The sequence below is a fragment of the Pantoea sp. EKM101V genome, assembly GCF_011800325.1.
GTDB lineage: Bacteria > Pseudomonadota > Gammaproteobacteria > Enterobacterales > Enterobacteriaceae > Pantoea > Pantoea anthophila.
Genome location: NZ_JAALFP010000015.1, coordinates 55,842 through 68,867, shown reverse-complemented (window position 1 = coordinate 68,867; position 13,026 = coordinate 55,842). Strand labels below are relative to the sequence as shown.

The window sequence follows — 13,026 nt, the reverse complement described above, 5'->3', positions numbered from 1 at the left end:
GTAGTCCGGTCAGACCCAGCGGGCGGCGTCATGCCGCCCCGATAACCTCTGAAGACTGAGACTTCTATGGCTGCAACGAAGCCGGCTTTCAAAGCCCCAGGCAAACAGGGTGACAAAATTTTCGGTGCACTGGTCCGGCTGGCTGCGCTGATTGTCCTGTTACTGATGGGCGGCATTATCGTCTCCCTGATCATCTCCTCATGGCCCAGCATCCAGAAGTTTGGTTTCGCCTTTTTGTGGACCAAAACCTGGGATGCGCCCAATGAAGAATTTGGTGCTCTGGTGCCGATCTACGGCACGCTGGTGACCTCCCTTATCGCGCTGATTATCGCCGTGCCGGTCAGTTTTGGTATCGCGCTGTTCCTGACTGAACTCGCACCCGGCTGGCTGCGTCGTCCGCTGGGCACCGCTATTGAGCTGCTGGCGGCGATTCCGAGCATCGTTTATGGCATGTGGGGCCTGTTTGTTTTCGCCCCGCTGTTTGCCGAATATTTTCAGACGCCGGTCAACGACGTCATGTCAGGCATTCCGATTGTCGGCGCGCTCTTCTCCGGCCCCGCTTTCGGTATCGGTATTCTCGCGGCGGGGGTGATTCTGGCCATCATGATCATCCCTTACATCGCCTCCGTGATGCGCGACGTCTTTGAGCAGACGCCGGTCATGATGAAAGAGTCCGCCTACGGCATCGGCTGCACCACCTGGGAAGTGATCTGGCGCATCGTCCTGCCGTTTACCAAAAACGGCGTGATTGGCGGCATCATGCTGGGACTGGGGCGTGCACTGGGTGAGACCATGGCGGTCACCTTTATTATCGGCAACACCTACCAGCTCGACAGCCCGTCACTGTTTATGCCGGGTAACAGCATTACCTCGGCACTGGCCAACGAGTTTGCGGAGGCGGAGTCGGGCGTGCATGTTGCCGCGCTGATGGAGCTGGGGCTGATCCTGTTTGTGATTACCTTTATCGTTCTGGCGATTTCCAAGCTGATGATTATGCGCCTGGCGAAAAGTGAAGGAGCGCGCTCATGACCACGATTGAAATTCAGGCGCGTGCCGAACTGGACGCTTCACGCCGTAAAATGCAGTCCTGGCGCAGCACCAAAAATAAGATCGCGCTGACGCTGTCGCTGCTGACCATGGCGTTTGGCCTGTTCTGGCTGGTGTGGATCCTCTTCACCACGGTTTCCCGCGGCGTGGATGGCCTCTCCTGGTCCCTGTTTACCGAATCGACCCCGCCACCGAACACCGCGGGCGGCGGGCTGGCGAATGCCCTGGCCGGGAGTGGATTACTGATTTTCTGGTCGACCTTCTTTGGCACGCCGCTGGGCATTCTGGCCGGTATCTATCTGGCGGAATATGGACGCAAGTCGGCCCTGTCAGAGGTGATCCGCTTCATTAACGACATTCTGCTGTCGGCACCGTCGATTGTGGTCGGCCTGTTCGTCTACACCCTTGTGGTGTCGCAGATGCAGCACTTCTCCGGCTGGGCCGGGGTGATAGCGCTGGCGCTGCTGCAGGTGCCGATTGTGATCCGTACCACCGAAAACATGCTGCGTCTGGTGCCAGACAGCATGCGTGAAGCGGCTTACGCCCTGGGCACGCCGAAGTGGAAGATGATCTCGGCCATCACCCTGAAGGCGTCCGTCTCCGGCATCATCACCGGCGTACTGCTGGCCATCGCCCGCATCGCCGGGGAAACGGCTCCGCTGCTGTTTACCGCGCTCTCGAATCAGTTCTGGAGCACCGACATGATGCAGCCGCTGGCCAACCTGCCGGTCACCATCTTTAAGTTCGCCATGAGCCCGTTCGCCGAATGGCAGAGCCTGGCCTGGGCGGGCGTGCTGATTATTACCCTGTGCGTGCTGCTGCTGAACATTGTCGCGCGGGTGATTTTCGCCAAAGGCAAACACGGTTAACTTCCGGCGCGGCCCGCTGCGGCGCCGTATAAGAGAGATGAATGATGAGTATCGCGACGGCATCAGCCGATAAAATTCAGGTCCGTAATCTGAACTTCTATTACGGTAAGTTTCATGCGCTGAAGAACATCAACCTGGATATCGCTAAGAATCAGGTGACGGCATTTATCGGGCCATCGGGCTGCGGTAAATCGACCCTGCTGCGTACCTTTAACAAAATGTACTCCCTCTATCCTGAGCAGCGGGCCGAAGGGGACATTCTGCTGGATGGCGAAAATATTCTGACGGCCCAGCAGGATATTGCGCTGCTGCGCGCCCGCGTCGGCATGGTCTTTCAGAAGCCGACCCCGTTCCCGATGTCGATCTATGACAACATCGCCTTTGGCGTGCGCCTGTTTGAAAAGCTGTCACGTGCCGATATGGATGAGCGCGTGCAGTGGGCGCTGACCAAAGCGGCACTGTGGAATGAAACCAAAGACAAGCTGCATCAGAGCGGTTACAGTCTCTCCGGCGGTCAGCAGCAGCGTCTCTGCATTGCGCGCGGCATCGCGATTCGCCCGGAAGTGTTACTGCTCGATGAGCCCTGCTCGGCGCTGGACCCGATCTCGACGGGGCGTATCGAGGAGCTGATCACCGAGCTGAAGCAGGACTACACCGTGGTGATCGTGACGCACAACATGCAGCAGGCGGCGCGTTGCTCTGACCATACGGCCTTTATGTATCTGGGCGAGCTGATTGAGTTCAGCGACACCGACACGCTGTTTACCAAACCGGCGCAGAAGCAGACTGAAGACTACATTACCGGCCGCTACGGCTGATCTGACAGGAGATCGACATGGATAATCTGAATCTGAACAAACACATCTCCGGTCAGTTCAATGCCGAGCTGGAGCATATCCGCACTCAGGTGATGATCATGGGCGGGATGGTCGAGCAGCAGCTGACCGACGCGATTACCGCGATGCACAACCTGGACGGCGAGCTGGCGCAGCGGGTGATCGACGGTGACCAGAAGGTCAACATGATGGAGGTGGAGATTGATGAAGCCTGCGTGCGCATCATCGCCAAACGTCAGCCAACCGCAATCGATCTGCGGCTGGTGATGGCGATCATCAAAACCATCTCTGAGCTGGAGCGCATTGGCGATGTGGCAGAGAAGATCAGCCGCACGGCGCTGGAGAAGTTTGGTCAGCAGCATCTGCCGCTGCTGGTCAGCCTGGAGTCGCTGGGCCGCCACACCGTACAGATGCTGCATGATGTGCTGGACGCCTTTGCCCGCATGGATCTCAATGAGGCGATCACTATCTACCGTGAAGATAAAAAGGTGGATAAAGAGTATGAGGGCATTGTGCGTCAGCTGATGACCTACATGATGGAAGATCCCCGCACCATTCCCAGCGTGCTGACGGCGCTGTTCTGCGCCCGTGCGATTGAGCGCATCGGCGATCGCTGCCAGAACATCTGCGAAATCATCTTCTATTTCGTCAAAGGTCAGGATTTCCGCCACGTTGGCGGTGACCGTCTCGACGAACTGCTGTCGGGTGATGACGGCAGCAATCGCCCTTCCTGATCCCGCTTACCCTGCGCCTGCCCGGCGCAGGGATAAGCCTTTTCAATTGGTCACACCCTGAACACTCTTTATAATTGCGGCACTTTTCTCTCTGAGGTGCGCAAAGATGTCCCCTTCTCCCCAATCTAAGCCAGGCGTCACACCCGGCAAAGCGATGCTGGCTGCGGTCAGTGGTTATGCCATGGATGGATTCGACCTGCTGATACTCGGCTTTATGCTGCCGGCTATCTCCGTTTCGCTGGCGCTCAACCCCTCACAGGCGGGATCGCTGGTGACCTGGACGCTGATTGGCGCGGTAATCGGTGGCATCGTGTTTGGTCATCTCAGCGACCGTTTTGGCCGCATCCGTATGCTCACCGTCACGATTCTGGTCTTTTCTGTCTTCACCGGTCTGTGCGCGGTGGCGCAGGGCTACTGGGATCTGCTCGCCTGGCGCACGCTGGCGGGCGTCGGACTGGGCGGCGAGTTTGGTATCGGCATGGCGCTGATTGCCGAAGCCTGGCCGGTGGAGAAGCGCAATCGCGCGTCAGCGTGGGTCGGCATTGGCTGGCAGCTCGGCGTGCTGATGGCGGCCTTTATCACGCCGCCGCTGCTGACGCTCATCGGCTGGCGCGGCATGTTCCTGGTCGGGCTGCTGCCAGCGCTGGTCTCGTTTGCTATTCGCCGCGGCATGGGCGAGCCGGAAGCGTATCAGCGTCAGGTTAAGCAGGTGCCGTCGCTCTCTTTCCCGGCGCGCCTGAAGCTGCTGGTGCGCGATCGCACCACCGCCAAAGCCAGCCTCGGCATTTTTATTCTCTGTTCCGTGCAGAACTTTGGCTACTACGGGCTGATGATCTGGATGCCAAGCTACCTCTCCTCCAGCTTTGGCTTCAGCCTGACCAAATCGGGTCTCTGGACGGCGGTCACCGTCGTCGGGATGACCTTTGGCATCTGGCTGTTTGGCGTGCTGGCCGACCGCTTTGCGCGCTGGAAAATCTTCCTGCTCTATCAGTTTGGTGCCGTGGTGATGGTGGTGGTCTACGCCCAGCTGCGCGATCCCACCATTATGCTGGTGACCGGCGCGATCATGGGGATGTTCGTTAACGGCATGATTGGCGGCTACGGTGCACTGATTTCCGATACCTTCCCGCCGCAGGTGCGGGCCACCGCGCAGAATGTCCTGTTTAACCTGGGTCGTGGCGTGGGCGGCTTTGGGCCGGTGGTGATAGGGCTGCTGGCCAGTCAGTTTTCGTTCACGGCGGCGATTACCCTGCTGGCGCTGATTTATCTGCTGGATATTGTGGCGACGCTGTTCCTGCTGCCGAAGAAGCAGGGTCAGGAAGATACGCTGGGCGCAATTGGCTGACAGACGGTGGCCGGGGGATCGCTCTCCCGGCCATCAGGGCTTTCTGATACTGCTCAGCGTGCGCCGGGCAGGCACGATCAGTTCATCAGCGGCAGGAGCTGCCGATAGAGGGTTGCAAAGGTTTCCCGGCGTGAGCGGTACTCCGCCATTCTGCCGGGATCCGGCTGATGCCGCTGCACCCGCACCGGTGTCGGGACGGTGACGCTGGCATCCAGCGCCTGCTGTGCCAGCCTGGCCGCGCCCAGGGCCGGGCCAACCTCGCCGCCATGACAGTAATCCAGCGTCTGGCCGCTGATATCCGCCAGCATCTGACGCCACAGCGCACTGCGTGCCCCGCCGCCGATCAGCATAATGCTCTCCGGCTGAACGCCACACTCATGCAGCACATCCATGCCCTGCGCCAGCGCAAAGCCGACCCCCTCCAGCACCGAGCGCGCCAGCTCGGGACGACCATGCTGGTGGGTAAAACCAAAGAAGGCGCCGAGGGCGTTGGGATTGTTGTGCGGCGTGCGTTCACCGGAAAGATAGGGCAGAAACCAGAGTGGCGGCACGTCATCACGCGCCCGCGCGGCTTCATCCAGCAGCTCAGGCACATCCCGGCAGCCGGTCAGCGTCGCGGCCCAGTCCAGACAGGAGGCCGCACTCAGCATCACCGACATCAGATGCCAGCGCTGCGGCAGCGCGTGACAGAAGCTGTGAACGGCCTGCTGCGGATTGCTGAGATAGCCATCGCTCACCACAAAATAGACGCCGGAGGTGCCCAGCGACAGCATCCCCTGGCCGGGTTCGGTCATGCCGACGCCTGCGGCGCCGGCGGCATTGTCGCCCCCGCCAGCGGCCAGCGGCACCGCGTTCATCTTCCAGCGTGTCGCCAGGTCAGCATGTAAGGTGCCGGTCAGGGCATTGCCCTCATAGAGTTGCGGCATCTGGTCGCGACTGAGATCGCAGGCGTGCAGCATCACATCGCTCCAGTCACGCTGCGCCACATCCAGCCACATCGTGCCTGCGGCATCTGACATATCCGTGGCGAAGTCGCCACTCATCCGCCAGCGCAGGTAATCCTTGGGCAGCAGCACGTGCGCGATCTGACGGAAGATGGCCGGTTCATGCTGCTGCACCCACAGCAGTTTGGGGGCCGTGAAGCCGGGCATCATCAGATTTCCGGTGATCGCCCGTGAATCCGGCACCTTCTGCTCCAGCTCACGGCACTGCGCCTCACTGCGTCCATCATTCCAGAGCATGGCCGGGCGTAAGACCTGGTTTGCGCTGTCGAGCAGCGTCGCTCCATGCATCTGTCCGCTCAGCCCGATGGCCTGCACGGCATCCAGATCCTGCTGTGCGCTCAGCGCCTGCATCGCCTGATCCAGCGCCTGCCACCAGCTTTCGGGATCCTGCTCGCTCCACAGGGGGTGTGGACGCGAAACCTGCAGCGGCGAGGTTTCTGTCGCCACCACGTTGCCCTGTGCATCCATCAGCACCACTTTGACGCCAGAGGTGCCTAAATCGATCCCGATATACATGCTCCGCTCCTGAAGGTTCAGAAATCAAACAGATAGTGATTCACCAGATTTTCCAGCTGCTCCTGACGCCCGCTCTGATGCTGCGGATTGAGCTGCTGCTGCTGAGCATGCGCCGCCAGCGCGTCGAGGGAAAACTCGCCTTTCAGAATTTGCTGGCCGAACTCACCATTCCAGCCGCTGTAGCGCTGCGCCACACGCTTATCCAGCTCGCCGTCGCTGATCATGCGCGCCGCCACCTTCAGTGCCAGCGCCATCGTATCCATTGCGCCGATATGACCGTAGAAGAGGTCATATTTGTCGGTGCTCTGACGACGCACTTTGGCATCAAAGTTTAAACCGCCGGTGGTAAAGCCGCCCGCTTTAAGGATTTCATACATCACCAGCGCGTTCTCTTCCACGCTGACCGGGAACTGGTCGGTGTCCCAGCCACACTGCGGATCGCCACGGTTCGCATCCACCGAACCGAAAATGCCCAGCGCAATGGCGGTGGCTATTTCGTGATGGAAGGAGTGACCGGCCAGCGTGGCGTGGTTCGCCTCCACGTTCACCTTGATCTCTTTCTCCAGCCCGAACTGTTTCAGGAAGCCATAAACCGTGGCGACATCGTAGTCATACTGATGTTTGGTCGGCTCCTGCGGTTTCGGTTCGATCAGCAGCGTGCCCTGGAAGCCGATTTTATGTTTATGCTCGACGACCATCTGCATAAAGCGGCCAATCTGCTCGCGCTCCTGCCGCAGATCGGTATTCAGCAGCGTTTCATACCCTTCACGTCCCCCCCACAGCACATAGTTTTCGCCGCCCAGCGTTTTCGTCGCCTGCATGGCGCTGCAGACCTGTGTCGCTGCCCAGGCAAAGACCGCCGGATCGGGGTTGGTCGCCGCGCCTGCGCCATAGCGGGGATGGGTAAAGCAGTTAGCGGTGCCCCACAACAGTTTCACGCCGGTCTCCTGCTGTTTCTCCAGCAGCTTATCGGTCATGGCGGCAAAGTTTTCTTTGTAGCTTTGCAGCGAATCCCCTTCCGGTGAGACGTCCACGTCGTGGAAGCAGTACCAGGGCACATTCAGCTTGTGGAAAAACTCAAAGGCCACATCCGCCTTCTGCTTTGCCAGCTGCAATGCATCGCCGCTTTTCTGCCAGGGACGATCAAAGGCGCCGACACCAAACATATCCGCGCCGTTCCAGCAGAAGGTGTGCCAGTAGCAGGCGGCAAAGCGCAGATGTTCCGCCATCGTCTTGCCGAGGATCACCTCATCAGGATTGTAGTGGCGGAAAGCGAGAGGATGCGTCGACTGGGGACCTTCATAACGAACCCGATCGATCTGATCGAAATAAGCGTGCATGGTTTGCTCCTTAGCATCAGTACCCGAATGGTCTGCGTTGAAGCCATATTTGATATGGGTGACTGACTCAGCTCAATTACGATATTTCACTCCGGGTTTCAGATAATTATTATTTGTGCGCTGGCTCGCAAAATAAGGCTATTCCACGCGGAGCGTCGCGCGCGGCATGGTTTCTCCGAAAAGGATGAAAATCCGATCGCGCTCATAAAAAAACAAATAAACCAAAAAACGTAATAGCCGGATAAAAATCAGTAATTGCTGTCGTTCAGAAATAAGGGCAACAATTCATCCGCCTGGTTTATCGGCCTGAAACGAAAATAGCCTCAACCTACAGGATGATCACAATGAAGATGAAACATGCACTGTTTGCTGCCTGTGCGGCGCTGGCGCTGTTCAGCCAGACCAGCCTGGCAAAAGAAGTGAAGATCGGCATGGCAATTGATGATTTGCGCCTGGAGCGCTGGCAGAAAGATCGCGATATCTTTGTAAAACAGGCCGAGTCGCAGGGCGCTCAGGTGTTTGTTCAGTCTGCGAACGGCAATGAAGAAACCCAGATGTCGCAGATTAAAAATATGATCAATCGCGGTGTCGATGTGCTGGTCATTATTCCTTACAACGGTCAGGTGCTGAGTAACGTCGTCGCAGAAGCGAAGCGGGAAGGCATTAAAGTGCTGGCCTATGATCGCATGATAAATAATGCCGATATCGATTTTTATATCTCTTTCGATAATGAAAAAGTGGGTGAACTGCAGGCCGAAAGCATTGTGAAACAGGTGCCTAAGGGCAACTATTTTTTAATGGGCGGATCGCCGGTGGATAATAACGCCCGCCTGTTCCGCGCCGGACAGATGAAAGTGTTAAAACCCTATATCGATAACGGCAGCATCAAAATTGTTGGCGATCAGTGGGTCGATGCCTGGCTGCCGGAAAATGCGCTGAAGATTATGGAAAATGCCCTGACCGCCAATGGTAACCATATCGATGCGGTGGTCGCCTCCAACGATGCCACCGCCGGGGGAGCGATTCAGGCGCTGAGCGCGCAGGGACTGGCAGGGAAAGTGGCCATCTCCGGCCAGGATGCCGATCTGGCGGCGATTAAGCGCATTAAAGCGGGCACTCAGACCATGACCGTTTACAAGCCGATCACCGAGCTGGCGACCGAAGCGGCGAAAATCGCGGTCGAGCTGGGCGATGGCAAAACACCCGCCAGCAACAGCACGCTGAACAACGGCCTGAAAGATGTGCCGTCGCGGCTGCTGAAGCCGATTCCGGTTAACAAAGACAATATCGAAAGCACCGTGGTGAAAGACGGTTTCCACAAACAGAGCGAACTCTGACCGCGCAAAGCGTGAGGGAGAACAGTCGATGCTGCTGGAAATGAAAAACATCACCAAGCGTTTCGGTGCCGTGAAAGCGCTGAATGATGTCAGCCTGCACCTGGAGGCGGGCGAAGTGATGTCGCTGTGCGGTGAGAATGGTTCAGGCAAATCGACCCTGATGAAAATCCTGTGCGGACTCTATCCGCACGGCGATTTCGAGGGGCAGATCCACTTCTCTGGCGACGAAATTCAGGCACAGACGATTCGCGATACCGAGCGTAAAGGCATCGTGATCATTCATCAGGAGCTGGCGCTGGTGCGGCAACTGACGGTGATGGAGAACATCTTCCTTGGTGCCGAACTGAGCCGGTTCGGCATGGTGGATGATGAAACCATGACCCTGCGCTGCCAGCAGCTGCTGGCGCGGGTCGGGCTCAACGTCTCTCCTGCCACCCGCGTGGGGGAGTTAGGTCTGGGCCAGCAGCAGCTGGTGGAGATTGCCCGAGCCCTTAACAAACAGGTCCGGCTGCTGATTCTGGATGAGCCGACCTCCTCCCTGACCGAGCAGGAGACGGAGGTGCTGCTCGGTATCATCCGCAATCTGCGTGAACACGGCATCGCCTGCATCTACATTTCGCACAAGCTGAATGAGGTGAAGGCGATCTCCGACACCATCTGCGTTATCCGCGACGGTCAGCACATTGCCACCCGTCCGGCGGCGGGCATGAGCGAAGATGACATCATCACCATGATGGTCGGCCGCGAGCTGACCGCGCTCTATCCACATGCACCGCATGAGATCGGCGACCCGGTGCTGAAGGTGGAAAACCTCACCGCCTGGCATCCCGTCAACCGCCATATCCGCCGCGTCAACAACGTCTCTTTTACGCTGCGCCGCGGTGAAATCCTCGGCATCGCCGGGCTGGTGGGCGCGGGCCGAACCGAAACGGTGCAGTGTCTGTTTGGTGTCTGGCCGGGCCGCTGGCAGGGCGACATCTGGATCAATGGTCAACAGGTCAGCATCACCGACTGCCGCGCCGCGATTGCGCACGGCATCGCGATGGTACCGGAAGATCGTAAAAAGGATGGCATCGTGCCGCTGATGGCGGTGGGCAAAAATATTACCCTGGCGGCGCTGGATCAGTTCAGCCATCGGCTCTCGACCCTGGATGAAGCGCAGGAGCAGCAGGCCATCAACGACGCGATCGGCCGGCTGCGGGTCAAAACCTCCTCGTCAGAACTGCCGATTGGCCGGTTAAGCGGCGGCAATCAGCAGAAAGCCATTCTGGCGAAATGCCTGCTGCTGAACCCGAAAATCCTGATTCTGGATGAGCCGACGCGCGGCATCGATGTGGGCGCGCGTCAGGAGATCTATCTGCTGATCAATGCGCTGGTTCAGCAGGGGATCGCCGTCATTGTGATTTCGTCTGAGCTGCCGGAAGTGCTGGGCCTGAGCGATCGGGTGCTGGTGATGCATGAAGGGCAGATCAAAGCCGATTTAGTTAACGATAACCTGACTCAGGAGCAGGTGATGGAAGCTGCCCTGCGGAGTGAACATTATGCTTAAAAGTGAAAGTACCCAAAGCCGCCTCTCCGGCACGCCGGGCAAACCGTCACCGGGCAGGTTCACGCTGCCTGACCTGCAGGTGCTGGTAATGCTGGGCGCGATTGTCGTGATTGCGCTGTTCTTTACCTGGACCACCGATGGCGCATGGCTCAGTGCGCGTAACGTCTCTAACCTGCTGCGTCAGACCGCCATCACCGGCATCCTGGCCGTCGGCATGGTGTTCGTGATTATCTCGGCGGAGATCGACCTGTCGGTGGGTTCGATGATGGGCCTGCTCGGCGGAGCCGCGGCGATATTCGACGTCTGGCTTGGCTGGCCGCTGCCGCTGACTATCGTTGTGACGCTGGTGATGGGGCTGCTGCTCGGCACCTGGAATGGCTGGTGGGTGGCCTACCGCAAAGTGCCGTCGTTTATCGTCACACTGGCGGGGATGCTGGCGTTCCGCGGCATCCTGGTCGGGATTACCGACGGCACCACGGTGGCGCCGATTACGCCGGGAATGTCGCAGATTGGTCAGAGCTATCTGCCGGACGGCGTCGGTTTCGGCTTTGGTTTTGTCGGTCTGGCGCTGTTTATGCTGTGGCAGTGGCGTCTGCGGCTGCGCCGTCAGCAGCTCGGGCTGCCGCAGGGCGCGGCCAGCGGCACGGTGGGCCGTCAGGCGACCACCGCGATTCTGGTGCTGGGGGCCATCTGGTTACTCAATGACTATCGCGGCGTGCCGACGCCGGTATTGCTGCTGGTCATGCTGTTGCTGGCGGGCATGTTTATGGCTACCCGCACCGCCTTTGGCCGTCGTATCTACGCCATCGGCGGCAATATCGATGCTGCGCGCCTTTCGGGCATTAACGTGGCGCGCACCAAGCTGGCGGTGTTTGCCATCAACGGCGTGATGGTGGCGATCGCCGGGCTGATCCTCAGTTCGCGGCTGGGCGCTGGCTCGCCGTCGGCGGGTAACATCGCGGAACTCGACGCGATCGCCGCCTGTGTCATCGGCGGCACCAGTCTGGCCGGGGGCGTCGGTTCCGTGGCGGGGGCGGTGATGGGCGCCTTTATCATGGCATCGCTGGATAACGGCATGAGCATGATGGATGTGCCGACCTTCTGGCAGTACATCGTCAAAGGGGCGATTCTGCTGCTGGCGGTGTGGATGGATACGGCCACGCGGCGTCGGGTGTAATCGCGCGGACGATCACATTGTGGCGCAAACAATTTTTTTGCCCCTGTCAGCCGTGCTATGCAATGCGCTGAGCATTTAAGGGAACGCGCCACCATGCATGACAAACGCTATCGCATTACCCTGCTGTTTAACGCCAACAAAGTGTATGACCGCCAGGTTGTGGAGGGGGTCGGGGAGTATCTGCAGGCATCGCAGACTGACTGGGATATCTTCATCGAAGAAGATTTCCGCTGCCGCATCGACAACATCCGCGAATGGCTGGGAGATGGGGTGATCGCCGATTACGACGATCGCTCCATCGAAACCCTGCTGTCGAATGTCTCCGTGCCGATAGTGGGCGTCGGAGGCTCCTACCACCGGCCGCAAGATTATCCGCCGGTGCACTACATCGCCACTGACAACGCCGCGCTGGTAGAGAAAGCCTTTCTGCACCTGAAAGAGAAGGGGATCAACCGCTTTGCCTTTTATGGATTACCGGCCTCCAGCGGCAAGCGCTGGGCGCAGGAGCGGGAACAGGCGTTTCGCCAGCTGGTGGGGCGTGAGCGCTATCAGGGCGTGGTCTATCAGGGAATGGAAACCGCGCCAGCCAACTGGCAGCACGCCCAGAACCGGCTCGCCGACTGGCTGCAGACGCTGCCGCCGCAAACCGGGATTATCGCCGTCACCGACTCACGGGCGCGGCACCTGCTGCAGGCGTGCGAACACCTGAAAATTCCGGTGCCGGAGAAGCTTACGGTGATCGGGATTGATAATGAGGAGCTGACCCGCTATCTGTCGCGCGTGGCGCTCTCTTCCGTGGCGCAGGGCTCGCGGCAGATGGGCTATCAGGCGGCCAAGCTGCTGCACCGGCTGCTGGATAAGCAGCCTCTGCCGCTTCAGCGCATTCTGGTGCCGCCGGTAAAAGTGATCGCCCGCCGCTCGACCGACTTCCGCTCGCTGCGCGACCCGGCGGTGATTCAGGCGATGCACTACATCCGCTTTAATGCCTGCAAGGGGATCAAGGTGGAGCAGGTGCTGGATGCAGTCGGGCTGTCGCGTTCCAATCTGGAAAAACGCTTCCGGGATGAAACCGGCGACACCATTCATGCGATGATCCACCGCGAAAAGCTGGAAAAAGCGCGCGAACTGCTCGCGTCTTCCTCGCTTAACATCAATGAGATCTCACAGATGTGCGGCTATCCCTCGTTGCAGTATTTCTACTCGGTCTTCCGCAAAAGCTACGACACCACCCCGAAAGAGTACCGGCAGCATCACGGGGAGAATGTGTTGTAG

11 protein-coding genes are annotated in these 13,026 nt (G+C 59.1%); 9 read left to right on the top strand and 2 right to left on the bottom strand.

The annotated features are described in order from the left end of the window. Positions 1–66: 66 nt before the first annotated feature. The 5 genes from pstC (at position 67) to HFD92_RS19340 (ending at position 4,831) form a co-directional block, all read left to right on the top strand. Positions 67–1,029 carry a phosphate ABC transporter permease PstC gene (gene pstC / locus HFD92_RS19360; protein ID WP_009088219.1) on the top strand — a complete coding sequence of 321 codons (963 nt, stop codon included), beginning with the start codon at positions 67–69 and terminating at the stop codon, positions 1,027–1,029. Continuing rightward, positions 1,026–1,916 (top strand): phosphate ABC transporter permease PstA, encoded by an 891-nt coding sequence (pstA, locus tag HFD92_RS19355; RefSeq protein ID WP_009088221.1) that lies wholly within the window; start codon positions 1,026–1,028, stop codon positions 1,914–1,916. Before pstC ends, pstA begins: the two co-directional genes overlap by 4 nt. Positions 1,917–1,960: 44 nt before the next feature. Continuing rightward, positions 1,961–2,734: a phosphate ABC transporter ATP-binding protein PstB gene (pstB, locus tag HFD92_RS19350; protein WP_009088223.1), complete on the top strand. Its 774-nt coding sequence runs from the start codon at positions 1,961–1,963 to the stop codon at positions 2,732–2,734. Between the two features lie 17 nt (positions 2,735–2,751). Further along, the gene (gene phoU / locus HFD92_RS19345; protein ID WP_009088225.1) at positions 2,752–3,486 is read left to right on the top strand and encodes a phosphate signaling complex protein PhoU; all 735 of its coding nucleotides are present in this window, start codon (positions 2,752–2,754) and stop codon (positions 3,484–3,486) included. A gap of 106 nt (positions 3,487–3,592) precedes the next feature. Then, positions 3,593–4,831 (top strand): MFS transporter, encoded by a 1,239-nt coding sequence (locus tag HFD92_RS19340; protein WP_009088226.1) that lies wholly within the window; start codon positions 3,593–3,595, stop codon positions 4,829–4,831. 77 nt (positions 4,832–4,908) lie between these two features. Here the strand turns inward: HFD92_RS19340 and xylB are convergent, their stop codons facing one another. Together xylB and xylA are read right to left on the bottom strand one after the other, a co-directional pair. Further along, a complete protein-coding gene (xylB, locus tag HFD92_RS19335) occupies positions 4,909–6,351 on the bottom strand; it encodes a xylulokinase (RefSeq protein ID WP_167429520.1) in 1,443 nt (480 codons plus the stop codon). A 17-nt stretch (positions 6,352–6,368) separates the two neighbouring features. Continuing rightward, positions 6,369–7,691: a xylose isomerase gene (gene xylA, locus HFD92_RS19330; protein WP_009088230.1), complete on the bottom strand. Its 1,323-nt coding sequence runs from the start codon at positions 7,689–7,691 to the stop codon at positions 6,369–6,371. 344 nt (positions 7,692–8,035) lie between these two features. Here xylA and xylF point away from each other — a divergent pair, with 344 nt between their 5' ends. The 4 genes from xylF to xylR all read left to right on the top strand — a co-directional run bounded on the left by xylF (position 8,036) and on the right by xylR (position 13,026). Beyond that, positions 8,036–9,028, top strand: a complete 993-nt coding sequence (xylF, locus tag HFD92_RS19325) for a D-xylose ABC transporter substrate-binding protein (protein WP_167429519.1) — start codon at positions 8,036–8,038, stop codon at positions 9,026–9,028. A 28-nt stretch (positions 9,029–9,056) separates the two neighbouring features. After that, positions 9,057–10,577, top strand: a complete 1,521-nt coding sequence (locus tag HFD92_RS19320) for a xylose ABC transporter ATP-binding protein (protein ID WP_046100894.1) — start codon at positions 9,057–9,059, stop codon at positions 10,575–10,577. Further along, complete coding sequence (gene xylH / locus HFD92_RS19315; protein ID WP_167429518.1) at positions 10,570–11,754, top strand: xylose ABC transporter permease XylH; 1,185 nt, start codon at positions 10,570–10,572, stop codon at positions 11,752–11,754. The genes HFD92_RS19320 and xylH overlap by 8 nt, the downstream gene beginning before the upstream one ends. A 93-nt stretch (positions 11,755–11,847) precedes the next feature. Further along, positions 11,848–13,026 (top strand): D-xylose utilization transcriptional activator XylR, encoded by a 1,179-nt coding sequence (gene xylR, locus HFD92_RS19310; RefSeq protein ID WP_009088236.1) that lies wholly within the window; start codon positions 11,848–11,850, stop codon positions 13,024–13,026.

Bases quoted from the DNA above. Each gene is read 5' to 3' on its own strand.
- xylF (WP_167429519.1), top strand. From the start codon at position 8,036: ATGAAGATGAAACATGCACTGTTTGCTGCCTGTGCGGCGCTGGCGCTG.
- xylH (WP_167429518.1), top strand. From the start codon at position 10,570: ATGCTTAAAAGTGAAAGTACCCAAAGCCGCCTCTCCGGCACGCCGGGC.
- pstC (WP_009088219.1), top strand. From the start codon at position 67: ATGGCTGCAACGAAGCCGGCTTTCAAAGCCCCAGGCAAACAGGGTGAC.
- pstA (WP_009088221.1), top strand. From the start codon at position 1,026: ATGACCACGATTGAAATTCAGGCGCGTGCCGAACTGGACGCTTCACGC.
- HFD92_RS19340 (WP_009088226.1), top strand. From the start codon at position 3,593: ATGTCCCCTTCTCCCCAATCTAAGCCAGGCGTCACACCCGGCAAAGCG.
- phoU (WP_009088225.1), top strand. From the start codon at position 2,752: ATGGATAATCTGAATCTGAACAAACACATCTCCGGTCAGTTCAATGCC.
- pstB (WP_009088223.1), top strand. From the start codon at position 1,961: ATGAGTATCGCGACGGCATCAGCCGATAAAATTCAGGTCCGTAATCTG.
- HFD92_RS19320 (WP_046100894.1), top strand. From the start codon at position 9,057: ATGCTGCTGGAAATGAAAAACATCACCAAGCGTTTCGGTGCCGTGAAA.
- xylB (WP_167429520.1), bottom strand. From the start codon at position 6,351: ATGTATATCGGGATCGATTTAGGCACCTCTGGCGTCAAAGTGGTGCTG.
- xylR (WP_009088236.1), top strand. From the start codon at position 11,848: ATGCATGACAAACGCTATCGCATTACCCTGCTGTTTAACGCCAACAAA.
- xylA (WP_009088230.1), bottom strand. From the start codon at position 7,691: ATGCACGCTTATTTCGATCAGATCGATCGGGTTCGTTATGAAGGTCCC.